The sequence below is a fragment of the Jeotgalibacillus malaysiensis genome, assembly GCF_044789845.1.
Taxonomy (GTDB): domain Bacteria; phylum Bacillota; class Bacilli; order Bacillales; family Jeotgalibacillaceae; genus Jeotgalibacillus; species Jeotgalibacillus malaysiensis_A.
Genome location: NZ_CP085252.1, coordinates 1,406,693 through 1,427,265 on the forward strand (window position 1 = coordinate 1,406,693; position 20,573 = coordinate 1,427,265).

Consider the following 20,573-nt stretch of genomic DNA (forward strand, 5'->3'; position numbering starts at 1 on the left):
CATTAAAGGCTGATCAGGTCTGATCAGCCTTTAATTCTGTATAAACTACTAATCTCTCAACGTATCCATCGTTGCCACGGTCAAAATATCCTGTACATGTAATCAGATTCAGCCCTCTTTCAGGAGATGAACCAAAAATATCTGCAATCGGTGCTTCACCGGTCTCATACGCTACTGAATCTCTTACGACAAAAACGAGGGTTTCCCCGTTTTCATCAGTTACCGTAATCTCATCACCTGCTGCAAGCTCTTTCAGGTCCCAGAAAACAGCGGGAGCTTTCTCGCTGTCTACATGACCTGCCAGTACTGCATTACCTCTTTGTCCGGGCTTATAACCTGGTTCAAACCAGGCCACTTCTTCACCATTATCAGGTACAGCCATTCCACCAGCCTCATCAAGACCATATGGGTTAACAACTGCATCTACACCAATGGCGGGGATGGTGATTCTGCTTGGCCTGAGAGAAACATCCTGAACAATTGATGTAATTGTTGGTTCATCCGTTTCAAATGATGCAGATTGATCAGCTGTTTCTTCATTTTCAGCTGCCTGCACTTCTGCAGATACGGTATTTTCTACATTTTCTTCTGCAGAAGGAGCAGCCGTATCTGCAGAAAAGAGCTGATCATATGGCGAGCAGCCGCCCACCATCAAAATCAGCCCTGTAAATATCAATAGTCTTTTCATATTTTAATTATGATTGGAATACGCGCTTGCGGAATACAAACAGTAATGCTGCTCCAGCAGCCATTGCTGCTACTGCCATCATACCTGTATTAGACTGGTTAGCTGCCCCACCCATACCTGTTTCAGGCATTTCAGAAGGCATGCTTTCAGCTGCAGATGCAGTTACAATTAATGGCTCGATGCTGTCAAGCGTGTTAATTGCATAAACACTGTATGCTGTACCAGCTTCTAGTGCTGTACCAGACAGATCAAGTACCTGATCACCTTCAGGCGTACGTACTTCTAAATCATATGTGCCAGCTTCAAGTTCTGCAAAATCAGTAACACCAGGGAATTCTGCTCCTGAGAAGACTGCATCTCCATCGATTAGACCAACATCAACTGCAGGTGCATCCGGAGAGAAGTGTCCTGCACGAACTTTTGTCATTCCTTCACCAATCGCGAGGTCATCTTGAGTTACACTCAGCTCAATACGATCAAGTGTTCCTACAGCAGCTGCAGTATAGTACATACCTTCTTCAACTGTAAGTGTCTCTGAAATGACAGCTGTCTCTGTGCCTCCAGCAGGGAAGATTTCTACTTCATGATCTCCAGCAGGAAGTGCTAAGTAATCTGTGAATGCTTTAAATTCTGCGCCTTCAACAACTGCTTCACCGTTAACATATACATCTACTGCTGGTGCGTCGGGTGAGGCGTGAATGACTCGAGCCCATCCTTCTCCACCTTCGTGGTCGTCAGCCAGTGCTGCGCCACCCATCATTGCCATTACCATGATTGCAGCAGCGATTGAACTAAAAAGCTTTTTCACAAAAAATCACTCTCCTCGTTTAATTTGTATAATTTTGTGTACGATATTCTTATACTTAAAAAAATAATTAATCACTTCCGAATGTTCTGACTATAACACTTAAAAGATGAAATTTATTTTGATCGGCATAAGAAATGTACAACTTATTTATACAATGTGTTTAAATATTGTACAACTTTGAATGTGCTGTTTAACATTTTGAATCGGATTGCAATCTGCTATAGAAACTAATATGATGTTAAAGGTAGAAATTCTTACATGAGAGGAAATGGATATGACACTTATAGATGAGGTACAATCGCGCAGAACGTTTGCAATTATTTCTCACCCGGATGCCGGAAAAACGACACTGACAGAACAACTGCTTTTATTTGGTGGTGCAATCAGAGCAGCGGGGACAGTTAAAGGGAAAAAGACTGGGAAATACGCAACGTCTGACTGGATGGAAATTGAAAAACAGCGTGGAATTTCGGTTACTTCCTCAGTGATGCAGTTTGATTATCACGGGAAAAGAATTAATATCCTTGATACGCCTGGTCACCAGGATTTCAGTGAAGACACTTACCGCACACTGATGGCAGTAGATAGTGCTGTCATGATCATAGATGCAGCAAAAGGGATCGAGGCACAGACTTTAAAGTTGTTCAAAGTATGTAAAATGAGAGGAATTCCAATTTTTACATTCGTTAATAAGCTTGACCGACAGGGAAGAGAGCCGCTTGACATAATGGAGGAATTAGAGGAAGTTCTTGGAATTGAATCCTACGCAATGAACTGGCCAATCGGAATGGGGAAAGAATTTCTTGGCATTTATGACCGTCATCATAACCGGATTGAACAGTTCAGAGTTGAAGATGATCAGCGTTTCCTTCCATTAAATGAAGAAGGCGAGCTTGACGGGGATTATGAAATTAAAAAAACTTCATTATATGACCAGGCATTGGAAGATGTCATGCTGCTTAATGAAGCGGGAAATGAGTTTACAACTGACAGGCTGAAAAAAGGTGAAGTTACTCCTGTATTTTTTGGCAGTGCCTTAACAAACTTCGGTGTGCAGACATTCCTGGAGACATATTTAAAGTTTGCACCTTCACCTCAGCCTAGACAGACTGATCAGGGGGAAGTAGGGGCCACTGAAGAAGAATTTTCAGGATTTATCTTTAAAATTCAGGCAAATATGAACCCAGCACACCGTGACAGAATTGCTTTCCTGAGAATCTGTTCAGGTCAATTTGAGCGGGGAATGCCGGTGCAGCTGAGCAGAACAGGAAAAACGATCAAGCTCAGTTCATCAACCTCATTCCTTGCAGATGACCGGAATACAGTAGATAATGCCGTAAGTGGAGATATAATCGGTATTCACGATACAGGTAATTATCAAATTGGTGACACGCTGACAGGTGGTAAAAAGAATTTTGCATTTGAAAAACTGCCACAGTTTACGCCTGAATTATTTATGCGCGTTACCGCTAAAAATGTAATGAAGCAAAAACATTTCCATAAAGGAATTAATCAGCTTGTTCAGGAAGGCGCGATTCAGCTTTACAAAACCTACCGCACAGATGAAATTATCCTTGGCGCAGTAGGTCAGCTTCAGTTCGAAGTATTCGAGCACCGTATGAAAAATGAGTACAATACGGATGTAATGATGGAAAACATCGGATCAAAAATTGCCCGCTGGATTGAAAATGAAGAAGATGTAAAAGATGCAATGTCATCACAGAGAAGTATGCTTGTAAAAGACCGTTACGGCAAGCTTGTTTTCCTGTTTGAAAATGACTTTGCCATGAGATGGTTTTCTGATAAACACCCGGATATCAAACTATATAGTCTTTTATAAAGCAATGAAAACTCCCGTCAGATGCTGGCGGGAGTTTTAATATTCAAAAATATTATCTTTTTACTATTGTCTAGGAATAAAGTATGATTTTAATGGGTAGATAAAAAGCATCATGTTAGAAAAACGAAGGTGGGGAGAATGAATGGTGACAAAGTGTGTGAATTGTGGTGTCAGTATGAAATTTTCAAATGAAGGGACTTTTCATTTGAAAAGTGTCAGTGAGAGTGAAATAAAAGCATTATCTTTCCCGGTTATAGGATTGGGCGGAGCTTATAAAGCCGGATATGAGAGCCTGAACCAGCTTGAAGATATGGTTGAGGAAATCCTCCAGGTCAATCATCATATTGAATGTGGAATTTCTTCTAAAAATCACTACGCTCAATATATGAAAGCAGATCTATTTAAGAAGAGGCTTGAAAACAGGGAAACCGTAGAATTTATTCAGGAGGGTAAGCTGATCAGCCATCTGCAGCCAATTGTTGATATTTCTTCAGGAGAACTCTACGCGTATGAATCACTGCTTAGAGCTGACAGCAGTGAAAAGAAAATCTCACCATATGAATTGTTCCAGGTTGCTAATCAGGCTGAAATGCATTCATTGCTTGACCAGAGAGCCAGAGAAGAAGCAATCCGTGCAAGAAAAAATCATATTCCTTCAGGGATTAAGAGCTTTATTAACTTTCTTCCTTCTACTATTTATAATCCTGAATACTGTCTGCAGCATACATTCCATGTAGTAAATAAATATCAGGTTGATCCTGCAGATCTTGTATTTGAAGTTGTTGAGACTGAAAAAATTCAGGACGTTGAGCACCTGAAAAAAGTATTTAAAACCTATAAGCGTGAAGGAATGAAGGTTGCCCTTGATGATGTTGGAGCAGGCTTTTCCACTATTGAAATGCTAAAGCTGCTGGAACCCAATTATGTGAAAATTGACCGGTCATTTGTTGACCGCTGTGATGAGGATATCAAAAAGCAGGAATTTCTTTCTGAAGTGAACCGGATTTCAAAAGAGCTGGGGATCACTGTATTAGCTGAAGGGCTTGAGAGAGTGGAAGAATTAAAGGTGTGTAAGGAAATTGGTATTGATCTCTGTCAGGGATACTTAATTGGTAAACCTGAACCAACTGCGACTACGCCGATTATTAATACATCTGCAGCTTCATAAAGATTATGACTTGACGATTAATCAAATCCAATATAAAATCATCATATACTTTATCACTTAAAAGCGTTTAAGTAAAACAGTATATTGCGATGATCTTGCAGATTCAGTAGATCATTGACCTGCAGCAGAAAGAGACTGGAAGCATGGTGAAATTCCAGGCAGATCATTGATTGAATTACAGCTGTCAAATGGATGTACGGTTTGAGTGAGTGAGATACTAATTTGGGTGGTACCGCGGAGTTAACTTCGTCCCTTTTCAGGGGGGGCGGAGTTTTTTGCGTCTACATTGTGTGGTTTGGAGGATTTTTTATGAAGAAGATATATCAGGAAATAACACCTTCTTTTATGGAAGGAATAATCATTGTTGTGATGATTATTGGCATTATGAGTGTGAGTATGATTGGATTCGGTTCAGTTCCTCATATACCGATCATGATTTCAATTTTACTGTTAATGATATTTGGATTAATTAAAAGAGCATCATTTAAATCGCTTCAGGACGGAATGATCTCAGGAGCAGCATCAGGAATGGCTGCTATATTTATCTTTTTATTCATCGGTGTATTAATCAGTTCATTTATGTTATCAGGCACCATTCCAACACTTATGTACTATGGGTTGTATTTAACGGACTTCCCATTTTTCTATACGGCTGTGTTTGCCATCACTGCAATTATCGGGATCAGTATCGGAAGTTCTTTGACAACCGTTGCGACTGTTGGTGTTGTATTTATTAGTATTGCAGGTTCTCTTGATTTATCACTTGCCGTTACAGCGGGTGCTGTTGTCTCAGGTGCTTTTTTTGGGGATAAAATGTCTCCGCTGTCTGATACAACAAATCTGGCTTCATCAGTTGTTGGCGTTGATCTGTTCATTCATATCAGACATATGTCCTGGACGACCATTCCGGCATTTCTTTTAACTGCTGTATTTTTTATGTTCTTCTCAGCAGATCTGGCTGGAGGTAATAGCGGTATCCTTGACCTCAGAGATCAGCTTATGGATACTGGGCTGATCCATCTCTATAGCTTACTGCCAATTGTATTACTGTTTCTTTTTGCAGCCAAAAAGATTCCCGCACTGCTGACATTAATTTCAGCCATTCTTTTTAGTATTGTCATTTCTTATTTTCACAGTGCAGTTCCTTTTTCTGAGCTATTTCAGATATTGTTCTCAGGCTACTCTGCTACATCTGAAAGTGATCAGATCAATGAGTTACTGAGCAGAGGCGGCATTGAATCAATGATGTTTACGATCTCATTAGTATTACTGGCGCTTGGTCTTGGAGGGTTACTGTTTTCAACGGGCGTGATTCCAGCCCTGTTTGAAAAGATGAAAGAGGCAAATAATACACTCATTAAAGCTGCGGGAACAGCGGTTGGGACAAACGTACTGATTGGGGAACAGTATTTATCTATTCTTTTAACTGGTGAAACCTTTGCGCATCAGGTGGATAAAGAAAAGATTGAAAGAAAAAATCTGTCAAGAGTACTTGAGGATGCAGGTACAGTTATTAACCCGCTGATTCCATGGGGCGTATGCGGTGTATTCATTACAAATGTTTTAGGGGTTGAAGTCATTGACTACCTGCCGTTTGCATTCTTTTGCTTGATCTCGCCGATTCTTACGCTGACGTATATTTTTACAGGATGGACTGTTACGAAAGCCGAATGATTTGATGATATTGTGAACATGACATTTTAAAATTGATTAGCGACAGATTTGTCGGTATAGTGAAAAGTACAGTAAAATGCTGGTTTTTATAGACTGGCGAAAGGAGCGTTCACTTGAACATCAGTCGTTTTTCAATTAGACGACCCGTCTTTACAATCGTAACGATGCTGGTTGTTCTTTTAATAGGTACGATTTCACTATCAAGGATTCCACTTCAACTGATTCCAAATATTAATGCCCCGGTTTCAGTGGTTGTGACATCTTATCCGGGTGCTGGCCCGACAGAGGTGCTTGAGAAGGTGACCAAGCCAATTGAAGCCCAGGTAGCTCAGCTTCCTGGCCTTGAGAATGTGCAGTCAACTTCAACAGAAGGATCAAACCTTGTACTGCTTGAATTCAACTTTTCAACAGATATAGATGAGATTGAAGGAGATATCAGAAGGGCAGTAGAGCAGGTTCAGCTGCCTGATGATGCAAATCAACCGCGTGTTTTAAAGTTTGACCCCTCACAGTTTCCTGTGATCCAGATGAGTTTGAGATCTTCAGATGAAGGCGCGAATATCAGAAACCTGGCAGAAGAGCTTGAAGTAGAGCTCTCAAGAACTGAAGGTGTTGCCAGTGTTGATATTTCTAACTCCCTTTCAGAAGAGGTGAGAATCTCTCTGGTTCAGGATGAGCTTCAGACTTACGGGTTGACCCAGACTGATGTTTCAAATGCCATTCAGTCCAATAATGTCTCATTTCCAGGGGATACAGTTGAGACTGACGGTAAAAGTCTGACGACTAGAATATTAAGTACGCTGACTTCAGTAGATGACATTGAATCGCTGGTTGTATCTGCAGACCCTTCAACAGGGGACGACATTACCATTGCTGATATTGCAGACGTCCAGCTGGGTGAGCCGGAACAGTCTGTCATTACCCGTGCGAACGATGAATCTGCTGTACTAATCAGTGTGCTGCAGGAAGCAGATGCAAATACAGCCGATGTTTCCACAGCATTTCAGGATGCGCTGAATGAACTGTTAGAAGAGGATCAATATGAAAGCGTTACTGCAGATGTACTGTTTGACCAGGGGGATTACATTCAGCTTGCAATCGGCAATATCGCAAGCTCTCTGATCTTTGGTGGTATTTTTGCTATGGCAGTACTGTTTTTATTCCTTAGAAATATTAAGAGTCCAATTATTATAGGTGTCGCAATACCTTACTCAGTGATCGTGACATTTGTATTAATGTACTTTGCAGACTTCTCACTTAACATATTTACACTGGGTGCCCTTGCACTTGGGATCGGAATGCTTGTTGACAATGCGATTGTCGTACTTGAAAACATTTACAGGCATCTCGGTATGAAAAAAGATCCTAAAACAGCAGCAAGAGACGGTGCTAAAGAGGTCGCAAGTGCGATCACAGCATCTACTCTGACAACGGTTGCTGTATTTATACCGGTTGTATTTATTGAAGGATTAATCGGGGATCTGTTTACTGAATTTGCTTTAACGATCTCATTCAGTTTATTTGCTTCTCTAGTAGTAGCGCTAACCGTTATTCCAATGCTTGCAAGTAAAATGCTGAAAGAGCCGAAAGAGGATCTTGAGAAAAAGAGAAGAGAGTCATCATTTATAAAACGTTTTATGGGATCGGTAAAGTGGTCACTAAAACACAGATGGGTACCAATTCTTATTACATTTATACTGCTCGGAGCAGGAGGTTTTGGAATTGCAAGTGTAGGAACTCAATTCCTGCCTGCAACAGATGAAGGTTTCTTTGATATCAGCGTATCGTTAGAAAATGGTACAGCTCTAGAAGAAACTGAAGCTGTTATCGCGGCAATCGAAGATGAATTAAGAGATGAAGAGTCAATTGATGTTTATTTGAGTCAGGCCGGTTCATCAGGTCAGGGCGGTATTGATAATTCACCGGATGGTTCTTCAGGTAATATTTTTGTGAAAATGAAGCCGCTTGACGATCGTGAAATATCAGTATTTGATCTGATTGAGAAGATCACGCCTGAGATTGAAGACGCTGCTACTTCAGTCAATGAGACTGCTGAAGTTTCAGCATCACTTCAGACAGCGACAGGTACTTCACCGCAGACACTTTCATTTAGTGTCAGGGATGCCAATGAGAACCGTTTGAACGATGCAGTGGAAGAGATCAGAAATGCGCTGGTTGCGCTTGAATCAATTACAGAGGTTGAAACGGACCTTGAAGACACAGTTGAAGAAGTTCAAATTGAAATTAACAGGGAAGATGCACGAGCAGCAGGAATGTCGCCCGCGCAGATTTCCCAGGAGGTAAATGCCGTTACACGCGGTGCATTAGCAACACAGATTATTACGGATGACTCAGATGTATATGATGTCTACATTCAATATGATGGAGAAATCGCAAATACAATCGAAGGGCTTGAAGGTCTGGCATTAAGAGCGCCTTCCGGTGAATTTATTACACTTGGAGATGTTGCGGAAATTACAATTGGAGAAGGACCTGTATCAATTCAGAGAATTGACCAGCAGGCGGCTGTCGGATTTACTGCATCTTATACGACCAATACGAATCTTGGTGCAGTGTCACAGGAAGTGGATGAAGCCATTGCAGATCTGAATCTGGCTGATGAAACAGAAGTTGTATTCGGCGGTGACAGAGAGCTGCTTGAAGATTCAATTATGGATATGTTACTTGCCGTCGTGCTTGCGATTGTATTAGTTTACTTTGTTATGGCAGCTCAGTTTGAATCATTTAAATATCCATTTGTTATCATGTTTACAGTTCCACTAATGGTGATTGGTGTAGCGATTGCACAGTTTGTCACGCAGACGCCTGTCAGCGTGACGTCAATCATTGGACTGCTGATTCTGACCGGGATCGTTGTTAATAACGGGATTGTACTTGTTGATTATATTAATCAGCGAAAAGCTGCAGGTCTTACAAGCTATGATGCGATTTATACATCTGTCAGAGACCGTGCACGCCCGATTTTAATGACGGCGCTCACAACGATACTCGGACTGGTTCCACTTGCTCTGGGGATCGGTGAAGGAACGGAAATTAACCAGCCAATGGCTATTACAGTAATTGGCGGATTGATCAGTTCAACGTTCCTGACACTGTTCATTGTTCCGATCGTATACAGTTTCCTTGATCCGGAGACAAGAAGAATGAATAAGAAAAGTAAGGCAAAATAATATAAGGCAGTTCACAAATTTGTGAACTGCCTTTTTCTATTGGCGGCTTTTTCTGTATAATCAGAATAGGGGGAGTGATCACATGAAAAACGGCTATTTTGTAACCGGATTTCCAGGATTTATCAGCGAAAAACTATTAAGAAAATGGCTGAATGAACCGGATGAAAAAAACATTTACTTACTCGTTCTGCCGGCACTTCAGCAAAAAGCTGCTGAATGCATTGAGAAAATCAGAAATGAAATCCCGACCACCTCAACACTTCATATTGTTCAGGGAGACATTACTAAATGTGACATAGGCTTATCATCAACTGTCTCCACATACTTACAAGATAAAATTCATTACGTCTGGCATCTCGCAGCAGCGTATGACCTTGCGATTGATCAGCCGACTGCTTACAGAGTAAATGTAACCGGAACTTATCACTTAAATCAATGGGTGAAGCAGCTATCCGGCCTAAAGCGTTATATCTACTTCAGCACTGCGTATGTTGCAGGACGCAGGACCGGTTTAATTAAAGAAAACGAACTAATCAGACCTGAAGAGTTCAGAAATGCTTATGAAGAAACGAAGTTTGAAGCAGAAGTGCTTGTTGAGGAGCTTAAAGCGCAAATACCTGTCACGATTTTAAGACCTGGTATCGTGAAAGGTGACACGCAGACCGGTGAAACCAGCAAATTTGATGGACCCTATTATTTATTGAATATATTCGACAAGACAAAAGGTCTGTCAAAATACCCTTATATCAGTAAAAGCCGTGCAAAGCTGAATGTAGTCCCTGTTGAGTACGTCATTGACGCTGCAAGTTATTTAGGCAGGAGTAATCAGGGTGAGGGTAAAACTTATCATTTAACAGATCCAAACCCTTATCCTGCAAGGGAGGTCTACCGCTTTTTACTGCAAAAGCAGACGGGAAAGACACCTACAGGATTTGTCTCTCATAAAATGATGGATAAGGTACTTGCTATTCCAAAAGTCAGGAAGCATCTCGGAGCTGAACGTGAAGGACTTGAGTACTTTTTCTGGGACGGGGAATTTGATCAGTCAGAAACTGTAAAAGATCTAGCTGGCTCAGGCATTCAGTGTGCTGACTTTCTGGAAGGTCTGGATGCTATGGTCGACTTTTACAATCGTCATAAGCATGAAAAAAGTTTCCATACAGTCATAAAATAGGTATTGCCAGCTTTCCAGCGAATGGTATAATAAATGTAATTCAATAGCGCTTTGACATAATGTGTCAAGGGGGAGTAGCTTTAGCTGCATTCGCGGCTAATTATGATCGTCACGACATGAACACAGCGGTTCATCGGTCATAATGGCATGATAAATGCTTTGCAAGACCTTTGCCTTTTATTAGGTGAAGGTCTTTTTTGCGTTCATATATCAGTAAAAGAACTTCATGAGTAAGATATCAGTTATTGGAGAAAATAAAACAGAGTTAGAGGAGGAAAAAAGAATGGATGCAGCATTATTATTGGAATACGGCTGGGTACTTCTTATTTTAATTGGTCTTGAAGGAATTCTGGCAGCTGATAATGCGGTTGTTATGGCGGTTATGGTCAAGCATCTACCACCTGAACAGCGTAAAAAAGCATTATTCTACGGCCTATTTGGGGCTTTTGTTTTCCGTTTCGCATCATTATTTTTAATTGCAATTTTAATCGATGTTTGGCAGGTACAGGCAATAGGTGCATTATATCTGTTATACATTTCAATCAGTCATGTCACAAAACAGATCTTATCAAAGAAAGATGAGTCAGTTGAAGCTGTGGAAGCTGAAGATAAAACAAAAGGCTCCGGATTCTGGATGACAGTTTTAAAAGTAGAGCTTGCAGATATTGCATTCGCAGTTGATTCAATGCTTGCAGCAGTTGCACTGGCATTGACGCTTCCTGCAGTCGGCGCGTTCGAAATCGGAGGAATTGATGGTGGCCAGTTTATTGTCATCTTCCTTGGCGGATTAATTGGATTAATTATCATGCGTTTCGCTGCACACTGGTTCGTGAAACTGCTTGGTAAATATCCTTTGCTCGAAACAACGGCATTTCTTATCGTTGGATGGGTAGGTGTAAAACTTGCCGTTTTAACACTTGGCCACCCGAATTTACAGGTGATCGACACTCATTTTCCGCATTCAACAGAATGGAAAATCATTTTCTGGTCAGTGCTCGTTCTCATTGCAGGTGGAGGGTTTATTCTTGCTAAAAGACGTGGGCAGGAAAGCACGGCTCATTGATGTTATGAAGTCTGTTCCTTTTGGAGCAGGCTTTTTGTGTGGTGCAGGGGACTAAATTGAATGGTACAACTTAAGAATCATTAGAAAATGAATCACTCAACTCCGTCCCCGGTCCCCGAAGTGTCTATTTATAAATTTATTTAAAACCCCTCGGACACCCCCTCTTATTACAAACACATTACGTAAAGTATATTGAAAGGTGAGATCTTCCATTCGACACAATTTACCGGTACAATTTGTCTATGACGTGTTGAATAGAGGTGAAGAGATTGTTATCCTTCCTTTTGTTTGGATTATATCATTTCTCTTCAAAGCTGAGCCTTGAAGAGAAAGTGGCTCAAATACAAAAAGGGAATACGCAGCTTTTATCTGAAGTACTTGAGGATTATAAGCCTTTTGTGAAAAAAGCTGCTTCGAAAATTTGTCATCGTTACATATACGATTCCGATGACGAATTCAGTATTGCGTTAATTGCATTCAATGATGCATTGATGAAATATCAGCCTAAAAAAGGGGCTTCGGTCATCAGCTTTTCTGAAATTGTGATTAAAAGAAGAATAATTGATTATATGAGAACGCATCAGAAAGAAAAGCGGGAACTGTTATTTGAACCTGGTGCTGAATCCTCAGAAACAGCGGGCTATTTAGAAAATGATCAGTCCATGAAGCAGTATCAGGATGAACAGGATTCTGTCCTTAGAAAAGAAGAGATTAACAGGTACAGCAGTGAACTGAGTGAATACGGGTTAACTTTTGGGGAGCTGGCGGGCAGCTCTCCGAAACATCAGGATGCACGGAAAAACGCAATCTTTATCGCACAGCTGGTCAGTACAAATGATGAATGGTTTTCAGAGTTAAAGAGCAAGAAAAGACTTCCGATTAAAAAGATTGAAAAAGAAGTTGAAGTCAGCAGAAAAACGATTGAGCGCAACAGGAAGTATATTATTGCGGTAGCAGTATTACTAAGTGGCGGTTACCCTTATCTTTATGAGTATGTGAAGGAGCATTTATGATGAAAAAAGGAATCGTAATGGAAGTGAAGAAAAGACACCTTGTGCTTCTGACCGGTGATGGAGAATTCTGCAGAGTAAAAAAACCATCAGCCCATGTTGGTGTAGGTGATGAGATTATCTCGAGCGAAATGTCTGAAAGGTCATACCATCAGCTGATTGCAACAGGGGCTTTAGCAGCCGTATTTATGATTGCCTTCGTCATATTACAGCCGTTTTTAAATCAAAAGACTTATGCCTATGTGGCGATTGATATTAATCCGAGCTTTGAAATTGAATTAAATAAAAATAATGAAGCGGTGAAGCTCGAGCCAGTTAATCAGGATGCCGAGGCGATATTTAATGATCTGGACTGGGAAAATCAAAAAGTTGGGGACGTGATCGCTGCTATCGTGCAGGGAAGCGTCCGAGCAGGGTTCCTGACGCCTGAAGAGGGGACTTTAACAATTTCTACAGCTTTGTCAGGTGAAGCTGATGAGGTCTACGAGGAGAAGCTTTATTCCATTTTAAAAGGTTATTCACAAACTTCTAATATATCAAATATTGCATTTCTTGAAGGCAATATGCAACATGTAGCGAGGGCAGATGAGAGAGGGATTTCATTTGGACAACTTCTGTCTGAACAGAAAAGTAAGAATGAACAGCTGATCACACCTGAAAAACCCGCTTCTGTCATTACTGAACAAGAAGACGATGCTGCTGAAACTGCTGAGGAGCCTGTAGAAGCACCGGTTGAGGAATCAGCACCTCCTGCGACTGAATCAGCAGAAGAATCCCATGAAGAATATGCTCCCGCCAATCAGCAAGGTATGAAGAAGAAGGAAGAAAACCTGCAAAAACAAGAAGAAATGAAGTCTGAGCAAAAAGATAAAATAGAAGAGAAACAGCCCGAAAATAACGGAAACAATGGAAACAATGGAAACAACGGAAATAAACAGAACAGCGGCAACAATGGTAACAATGGAAATAGTGGAAACAACGGAAACAACGATAATAACGGTAATAATAAGAATAGCGGCAACAATGGATATAAAGGGAACGGCGGCAACAATGGTAATAAGGGCAATAACGAAAACAGTGGAAATAACGGCAACAATGGAAACAGTGGGAACAGCGGAAACAACGGCAATAACAACAATAACAGCAGTAATGGAAACAATGGTAAAAATAAAGATGATCAAGACTAAAGCGGGGAATACCCTGCTTTTTTATTTGTGCTTAAATGCCATAGATCTATACATAGATTTAAGATTACTATTTAAATCTTTTCGTTTTTCGTATAAGCTATGTATAGATTTCACAGAAGGGAATTAGAAACATGTGGCAGATGCTGAAGAACCGTATTAGAAAGCTAAAACCTGCCCAGCTGATTGTAACTTATTATTTTCTAGCAATCAGTTTGTCATTTGGGCTATTACGTCTGCCATGGGTTCACCAGCCTGGTCAGGAAGTTTCTTTAATTGATTCACTTTTTACTGCTGTAAGTGCTGTGAGTGTTACAGGGTTAACTGTCATTCAGATTACAGATACTTATACAGTCTTTGGAATCCTGATGGTAATGCTGATCTTACAGCTGGGTGGAATTGGTATTATGTCTCTTGGGACATTTGTATGGCTATTAATTGGTAAAAGAATTGGATTAAGAGAACGCCAATTGATCATGCTTGACCATAACCAGTACAATCTATCCGGCGTGGTAAAATTGATTATTGAAATTATAAAAATATTATTGTTGATCGAAGCCATAGGGGCATTGTTGCTTAGTTTATACTTTACGCAATTTTATGAGACATGGACTGAAGCCGTTTTGCAAGGCGTGTTTGCTTCGGTTTCAGCTACTACAAATGGTGGATTTGACATTACTGGCCAGTCAATGATTCCTTATGCAAATGATTATTTTGTGCAGATTATTACGATTTTACTTATTATTCTTGGTGCAATTGGCTTTCCAGTTCTGATTGAATTAAAGCAGTTCCTTAGTCATAAGTCAGGTCCATTCCGCTTTTCTTTATTTTCGAAATTAACGACGATCACGTTTGGAATCCTACTGGTCGTAGGAACGATTTTGATTTACCTGATAGAATATAATCAGCGCTTTGCAGACGTCAGTTGGCACCAGGGGCTATTTTATGCTCTTTTTCAATCAGTCTCTACGCGTTCTGGCGGACTTGTAACAATAGAAGTCAGTACGTTTACAGAGCCAACCCAATTAATTCTCAGTCTGCTGATGTTTATTGGCGCCTCACCTAGTTCAGTTGGTGGAGGTATTAGAACGACTACACTCGCCATTGCAGTATTGTTTCTAATTAACTTTTCAAGAGGCAGGCATCATATTCAGGTATTTGGCAGGGAGATTCACCTGATCGATATTTTCAGATCTTATGTTGTCATTATTTTAGCTGTGCTGATGTCTATGATTTCAGTAATCACAATCATGATTATTGAAGACCTGGATGTTATTACCGTCTTATTCGAAGTCACATCAGCATTCGGAACCTCCGGCATGTCTTTGGGCATCACACCGACACTTTCAACACCAAGTAAAGTGATCCTGATGGTGTTAATGTTTATTGGGCGTGTGGGGCTGATTTCATTCCTGTTTATGATTGGTGGTAACAACAAAAAAGAAAAGTTCCATTATCCAAAAGAACGTGTAATTATCGGATAACTAAAAGATCCTTTGCCGGGTGGCAAAGGATCTTTTTTCAGAATCGATTCAGACTGTCAGGCTCTTTACCTGATCTTTTGAAAACTCAAATATCGTAGACTCACCTGTTTTAGGGTCATAGTAAGCAAGTAGGTATATTGTAACAGATTCCCCGTCAATCAGCTTTAAGCCCTCTTCAAGTACTGTATGCTTATGAAGCTCTTTTTGGTTCAAATTAAGTAATGCGAACGCTTCTCCAGCAATTTCTGGGTTTGAAAGAAGAAAGTCGTAAACACCACTGATTCGCTTTTCTTCTTTATTCCACCAGGCTTTTCTTGGCTTGAATCGATGCTTTTTAAGGTAATCCTTTTTCATCAGATAGGATACATATGAAAGTGACTCAGGTTTATTTTCTTCTATAAACTGATACAATCTTCTAAATAAATCCTCAAGCTGGTGCCCGATACGCGACCAGCCTTTTTCATCCCAGTAAGTGCCGAAATCCTGATAGAAATCAAATGGTGTGTCAAACACATCTGACGTTAAATAAGCAATCGTCTCATCAAGTCTGTGATCGTTCCAGTACTTTTCAAGCACATCTTCAACCTGTTTAATTCTCAGAATCTCATCAAATGACAGCTGATTATTACCGAGAATTTCATATGGTGCATGATCCATAAAGACGTATTGATGATCTGCTGCGTTAATTCTGAGTCCGGTTCCTCTCAGCATTTTCAGGAAACCGAGCTGAAGCTCTTCCGGCCCTAACTCGTATACATCATTAAAAGTCTGCTTGAATGACTCATAATTCTCTTCGGGGAGGCCTGCGATCAGATCGAGATGCTGATCTATTTTACCGCCTTCTTTGACCATTGTCACAGTGCGCTTCAGCTTATCAAAGTTCTGTCTTCTTTTCACAAGTTCATTCGTATGATCATTTGTCGACTGAACACCGATTTCAAAGCGGAATAATCCTGCAGGGGCATTGTCATTTAAATACTGGATTACTTCAGGGCGCATAATATCACCCGTGATTTCAAACTGGAACACTGTTCCCGGCCGGTGTTCATCGATCAGAAATTCAAACATTTCCATCGCATAGCTTCTGCTGATATTAAATGTTCTGTCTACAAACTTAAACACTCTTGCACCGTGCTGCATCAGGTAGCGGATATCATCTTTCACTGCTTCCCGGTCAAAGTATCTTACACCGACCTCAATGGAGGATAAACAGAATTGACATTGGAAAGGACATCCTCTGCTCGTTTCAATGTATGTGATTCTCTTTTTCAAATCAGTACGGTCTTCCGGAAATCTGAATGGGGAAGAAAGTGTCTTTAAGTCAGTCTTCTGCGGCTGAGGGATCAGGTGCATTTTTTCATCAATTAGACAAGCTGCACCATGTACCTGCTTAAAATCGATCTTTCCTGAAAAATAATCAAGCAGTTCTTTAAAAGTAGATTCACCTTCACCTATCACAATAAAATCAATATCTTTCTGCAGTCTTTTCAGCCAGTCGTACACGTCATATGTAACTTCAGGACCACCAAGTACAATTTTTACTTCAGGACATATTTTCTTAAGCATTCTGATAACCTGAATCGTCTCTTCGATATTCCATATGTAGCAGCTGAAACCGATCACATCAGGTTTATTTGCATATAAATCACCGACTATATTTAGGACGGGATCATTAATTGTATACTCGGCAAGCTCAATATCATAGTCGCTGGCAGCAGCTTTCAGATATCGGATGGCAAGGTTTGTGTGTATATATTTGGCGTTTAATGATGCCAGGATTGTATTCATTTTTAAGCTCCTTTATTAACAAATCAACCCTTATTCTACAGGAGAGAATAAGGGTTGACAATAAATGTTCGTTATAATGAATTTTTATAGTGAAAATGGTTTATTTTATGAAAAATAGGTGGTAAACTAAAAGAATGACTTGTCAGAAATTTCTATCATCGTTATTCTTTCTGGTTTAACATTTTTTTCGCTTTGGAAGCTCTCAGCTCGACAATCGGCTGAGCAGCCGCTGCAACCAGTCTTGAAGAAAGGAAGATCGTCAATAATAGGGAAGCCGTCATAATGATCAGCAGCGAAACGTATGGGTTGACGATTAATCCCAGACCGCTTTCTCGGTAAAATTGAATAATAAAACCGTGGAACAGGTACACATATAATGTGTTAAGACCCCATCTTGTAAAAAAAGTCTTGGCAACAGGTGCCAGTGAAAAGAATGCAACAACCAGCCAGAAGCTGACGCCATAGATCAGCAGTCTCAGCATAGGACTTGCTTCCGCAGGGGTACCGAGGTCCTCATAAGAGTGGGAACCAAATAGCCATCTGCTGCTCCAGTCAGGTAACACGTAAATCGAAATAAAAACAATGACAAGAGACAGAACGGAGACAATCATTATTTTTTTCGATTTTAAATGAGTGAAGAAATCTCTGCTCAAATAATGTCCTGCCAGGAAAAACGGGAAAAACACAAAAGTTCTCGATAAACTTAATGTGGACGTGTAATCATTCACAAAGCCAATTACAACGCCAAGAATAATACTGATCAGCATCGCTGCTTTCCAATTCAGCTTCAGCACATCAACAAATAAAATTAACAGCAGGCTCCAGAAGAATAAGCTGACTAAAAACCATAGTGCCCATTGAGGGTTCAGCGGATCAATTTCAAGATTATTTTCGTTTCTCAAAAAGTAATAATAGATCGTATAGATCAGCTGGAAAATTAAATAAGGGACAATCAGCTTCTTTAGCAGCTTAAAAAACAAGCCTTTTGAATAGTTTGCTTTTGCAAAATATCCGGCAATTAAGATAAATGCCGGCATATGGAAAAAGTAGATTGTCTGATACGTAGTCATGAGAATCGGGTCTTCCTGTATAATACTTTGAATTGCATGACCAAAGACAACCAGAAAAATCAATAAAAATTTTGCATTATCAAAATAATAATCACGATTTGCCATTGTTACACCGCTTTCTACTACACTTCGTTCATCTTACATACCCGTTTTTATAAATAATAAATCTGGTGAAATTGACATAGTTATGATTGAACATCATTCTAATGAAAAGTAGGGATACAATGATGCTTTCTAGAGATTTATCTCAAACGGATTTAATCCATATTGGTAATGATCAGTCAAAATCAACTTCACAGAGTGACCGGCTGTTAAAATACATCAGCGAATGTGCAATTATTCTCAATCCCGATGGAATTATACTTAATTTTAATGAACAGAGCAAATATCAATTTCAACCGGAACCTGGCACTTCGATTTCAAAGTACCTTAAAAGTGAACACATAGAATGGCTGAAGGCCTGTATGCTTGGGGAAAATCAGGAATCTGCAAACCTTCAGTTTTTTAACGGTTCATGTGTGAAAGAATGTAAGGGTGAGTGCATTCCCCTTCCCACTGAAGATGCATATATGTTAATCCTTCAGGATATCAATCAGTTGCCTGAAGAATTGATCTATGCAAACGTTTTTGCAAGAGCTATTCATGGCTTGCTTATTATTAATAAGGAAGGGAAGATTGTCAGGTCAAATATTTTTGCTGACCGTTTGCTTGATTTACCATCAAACGGAATGATAGACCTTAAGGATTTAATGGCTCAATTTAAAACAAATGAGAAAGTACCGGGGTTTCTACAGCCGCTTGCACCGCATAAAGAAAAGGAAATGATCAGTAAAGTTATAAATATTAATAACAGAAACTATGAATTTACAAAAGTCACGGACATTACAATTGGGTATCATTTGATCGTCATTAGAGATGTTAGTGAAGTGGTTGAGTATATCAGTCGCGCTGATCAGCAGGATACGCTGAAAGTTGTCGGACAGCTTGCAGCAGGTATCGCACATGAAATCAGAAACCCTATGACTTCTCTGAAAGGGTTTATTCAGCTGATACAGTCAGATATAAAAGACAGTCAGAAGATGTATTTCGAGGTGATTAATTCTGAATTGAGCCGGCTCGAAACGACAATAACCGAATTTCTAATGCTTGCTAAGCCGAAAAATAGTGTGATGAAGAAAATCAATTTAACAAAAGTACTCGAAGAAACAGTTCATATTATGCAGCCTCAAGCTCTGCTTCACGATATTGAGCTTCACTTTACGAAGTCAGACCTTGAATCCTGGACATTTGGTGATGCAAACCGCCTGAAGCAGGTTTTTATCAACTTAATTAAAAATGCAATTGAAGCGACGTCGGTAAAAGGGCATATACACATATCCATTCAGCGCAAAAACAATGGGTTGATCGTATCGGTCAGGGATTACGGATGCGGCATTCCAAAAGAGAAGCTGAAAAAGTTGAATGAGCCGTTTTTTACAACGAAGGAAAATGGAACCGGACTTGGATTGCCGGTCAGTCTGAAGATTATCGAGGAACATAGAGGGACAGTTGAAGTAATCAGCAGAGAAAATGAAGGAACTGAATTTAATATATCACTGCCTTTAAGTAGTTAAATCATGAGCGGCCACATGCGGCCGCTCATGATTTGGATTTAATAGAAATCAACTCTCCGGTCATCAAAGATCGGAATTCTCTTACGGATTTCTTCAACTTCCTCTGCCTGGATTTCACCGTAAATAATCTCTTCCTGATCAGACCCTTCAGCAATCACCTTACCCCATGGATCAATAATCAGAGAGTGCCCGCCAAATTCGTTGGCATGATCACTGCCAACCCGGTTACAGGCAATGACATACACCTGATTTTCAATCGCTCTGGCTTTTAACAGTGTAATCCAGTGATCAATTCGCGGTGCAGGCCACTCAGCAGGCACTACAACCGCTTTAGCACCGTTTAAAACGGATTTTCTGATCCATTCAGGAAATCGGATGTCATAACAGATAAAGCCCGCAAAATGAATCTGATCGAGCTGGAACGATGGGTCATCATTTCCTTCTTTCAAATGAAGGTGTTCATCCATCAGCTTAAATAAATGAAGCTTGCTATATTCATGAATGAGTGAGCCTTTCTGATCAATGACCGGCATCGTATTATAAATATGCTGATCCTCAGATTTAGCGATAGAACCGCCAATAATATGAACATTGTGTTTAACAGCCAGGTCTTTTAAAATCGACACCGTCTGATTGAAGTGATCGTTCATTTTTTTCAGGTTCGGCAGGTCATAGCCTGTCGTCCAAAGCTCTGGCAGGACAACAACGTCTGCAGGGTTCATTTTATTCATCCAGCTCTTTACTTTTTCAATGTTTTTTTCAGGAGATCCAAATGCCAGGTCCATTTGGAAAATCGCGATTTTCATATGCTTCACCCA

At 40.2% G+C, this 20,573-nt stretch carries 15 protein-coding genes; 10 read left to right on the forward strand and 5 right to left on the reverse strand.

Features of this window, described 5'->3' with window-relative positions; translation table 11 throughout:
- Positions 1–13 precede the first annotated feature (13 nt).
- Together LG330_RS07745 and LG330_RS07750 are read right to left on the reverse strand one after the other, a co-directional pair.
- Positions 14–688, reverse strand: coding sequence for a class F sortase (locus tag LG330_RS07745; RefSeq protein ID WP_404408806.1), 675 nt, complete (start codon positions 686–688; stop codon positions 14–16).
- A gap of 7 nt (positions 689–695) precedes the next feature.
- The gene (locus LG330_RS07750) at positions 696–1,496 is read right to left on the reverse strand and encodes a DUF4397 domain-containing protein (protein ID WP_404408808.1); all 801 of its coding nucleotides are present in this window, start codon (positions 1,494–1,496) and stop codon (positions 696–698) included.
- A 274-nt stretch (positions 1,497–1,770) separates the two neighbouring features.
- Between LG330_RS07750 and LG330_RS07755 the strand changes: the two genes are divergently transcribed.
- The 9 genes from LG330_RS07755 to LG330_RS07795 all read left to right on the forward strand — a co-directional run bounded on the left by LG330_RS07755 (position 1,771) and on the right by LG330_RS07795 (position 15,284).
- Positions 1,771–3,336, forward strand: a complete 1,566-nt coding sequence (locus LG330_RS07755; protein WP_404408810.1) for a peptide chain release factor 3 — start codon at positions 1,771–1,773, stop codon at positions 3,334–3,336.
- Between the two features lie 142 nt (positions 3,337–3,478).
- Positions 3,479–4,504: an EAL domain-containing protein gene (locus LG330_RS07760; protein ID WP_404408812.1), complete on the forward strand. Its 1,026-nt coding sequence runs from the start codon at positions 3,479–3,481 to the stop codon at positions 4,502–4,504.
- A 309-nt stretch (positions 4,505–4,813) separates the two neighbouring features.
- The gene (gene nhaC / locus LG330_RS07765; protein ID WP_404408814.1) at positions 4,814–6,178 is read left to right on the forward strand and encodes a Na+/H+ antiporter NhaC; all 1,365 of its coding nucleotides are present in this window, start codon (positions 4,814–4,816) and stop codon (positions 6,176–6,178) included.
- A 113-nt stretch (positions 6,179–6,291) separates the two neighbouring features.
- Entirely contained in the window at positions 6,292–9,369 is a 3,078-nt protein-coding gene (locus tag LG330_RS07770; protein ID WP_404408816.1) for an efflux RND transporter permease subunit, read from the forward strand.
- An 82-nt stretch (positions 9,370–9,451) separates the two neighbouring features.
- Positions 9,452–10,543, forward strand: a complete 1,092-nt coding sequence (locus LG330_RS07775) for an SDR family oxidoreductase (RefSeq protein WP_404408818.1) — start codon at positions 9,452–9,454, stop codon at positions 10,541–10,543.
- A gap of 283 nt (positions 10,544–10,826) precedes the next feature.
- The gene (locus LG330_RS07780) at positions 10,827–11,606 is read left to right on the forward strand and encodes a TerC family protein (RefSeq protein ID WP_404408820.1); all 780 of its coding nucleotides are present in this window, start codon (positions 10,827–10,829) and stop codon (positions 11,604–11,606) included.
- A gap of 260 nt (positions 11,607–11,866) precedes the next feature.
- Positions 11,867–12,619 carry an RNA polymerase sigma-I factor gene (sigI, locus tag LG330_RS07785; protein WP_404408822.1) on the forward strand — a complete coding sequence of 251 codons (753 nt, stop codon included), beginning with the start codon at positions 11,867–11,869 and terminating at the stop codon, positions 12,617–12,619.
- Positions 12,619–13,803, forward strand: coding sequence for an anti-sigma factor domain-containing protein (locus LG330_RS07790; protein WP_404408824.1), 1,185 nt, complete (start codon positions 12,619–12,621; stop codon positions 13,801–13,803). The genes sigI and LG330_RS07790 overlap by 1 nt, the downstream gene beginning before the upstream one ends.
- Before the next feature lie 131 nt (positions 13,804–13,934).
- Entirely contained in the window at positions 13,935–15,284 is a 1,350-nt protein-coding gene (locus LG330_RS07795; RefSeq protein WP_404408826.1) for a TrkH family potassium uptake protein, read from the forward strand.
- Positions 15,285–15,332: 48 nt separating this feature from the next.
- On the opposite strand, the gene LG330_RS07800 is transcribed toward LG330_RS07795, so the two are convergent.
- Complete coding sequence (locus LG330_RS07800) at positions 15,333–17,072, reverse strand: B12-binding domain-containing radical SAM protein (protein WP_404408828.1); 1,740 nt, start codon at positions 17,070–17,072, stop codon at positions 15,333–15,335.
- A 161-nt stretch (positions 17,073–17,233) separates the two neighbouring features.
- A complete protein-coding gene (locus LG330_RS07805) occupies positions 17,234–18,247 on the reverse strand; it encodes an acyltransferase family protein (protein ID WP_404408830.1) in 1,014 nt (337 codons plus the stop codon).
- Positions 18,248–18,366: 119 nt separating this feature from the next.
- Between LG330_RS07805 and LG330_RS07810 the strand changes: the two genes are divergently transcribed.
- The gene (locus LG330_RS07810; RefSeq protein ID WP_404408832.1) at positions 18,367–19,755 is read left to right on the forward strand and encodes an ATP-binding protein; all 1,389 of its coding nucleotides are present in this window, start codon (positions 18,367–18,369) and stop codon (positions 19,753–19,755) included.
- 38 nt (positions 19,756–19,793) lie between these two features.
- On the opposite strand, the gene LG330_RS07815 is transcribed toward LG330_RS07810, so the two are convergent.
- Positions 19,794–20,561, reverse strand: a complete 768-nt coding sequence (locus LG330_RS07815) for a carbon-nitrogen family hydrolase (RefSeq protein WP_404408834.1) — start codon at positions 20,559–20,561, stop codon at positions 19,794–19,796.
- Positions 20,562–20,573: the final 12 nt, after the last annotated feature.

Bases quoted from the DNA above. Each gene is read 5' to 3' on its own strand.
- LG330_RS07780 (WP_404408820.1), top strand. From the start codon at position 10,827: ATGGATGCAGCATTATTATTGGAATACGGCTGGGTACTTCTTATTTTA.
- LG330_RS07760 (WP_404408812.1), top strand. From the start codon at position 3,479: ATGGTGACAAAGTGTGTGAATTGTGGTGTCAGTATGAAATTTTCAAAT.
- LG330_RS07775 (WP_404408818.1), top strand. From the start codon at position 9,452: ATGAAAAACGGCTATTTTGTAACCGGATTTCCAGGATTTATCAGCGAA.
- LG330_RS07805 (WP_404408830.1), bottom strand. From the start codon at position 18,247: ATGGCAAATCGTGATTATTATTTTGATAATGCAAAATTTTTATTGATT.
- LG330_RS07815 (WP_404408834.1), bottom strand. From the start codon at position 20,561: ATGAAAATCGCGATTTTCCAAATGGACCTGGCATTTGGATCTCCTGAA.
- LG330_RS07810 (WP_404408832.1), top strand. From the start codon at position 18,367: ATGATGCTTTCTAGAGATTTATCTCAAACGGATTTAATCCATATTGGT.
- LG330_RS07755 (WP_404408810.1), top strand. From the start codon at position 1,771: ATGACACTTATAGATGAGGTACAATCGCGCAGAACGTTTGCAATTATT.
- LG330_RS07745 (WP_404408806.1), bottom strand. From the start codon at position 688: ATGAAAAGACTATTGATATTTACAGGGCTGATTTTGATGGTGGGCGGC.
- LG330_RS07800 (WP_404408828.1), bottom strand. From the start codon at position 17,072: ATGAATACAATCCTGGCATCATTAAACGCCAAATATATACACACAAAC.
- LG330_RS07790 (WP_404408824.1), top strand. From the start codon at position 12,619: ATGAAAAAAGGAATCGTAATGGAAGTGAAGAAAAGACACCTTGTGCTT.
- nhaC (WP_404408814.1), top strand. From the start codon at position 4,814: ATGAAGAAGATATATCAGGAAATAACACCTTCTTTTATGGAAGGAATA.
- LG330_RS07795 (WP_404408826.1), top strand. From the start codon at position 13,935: ATGTGGCAGATGCTGAAGAACCGTATTAGAAAGCTAAAACCTGCCCAG.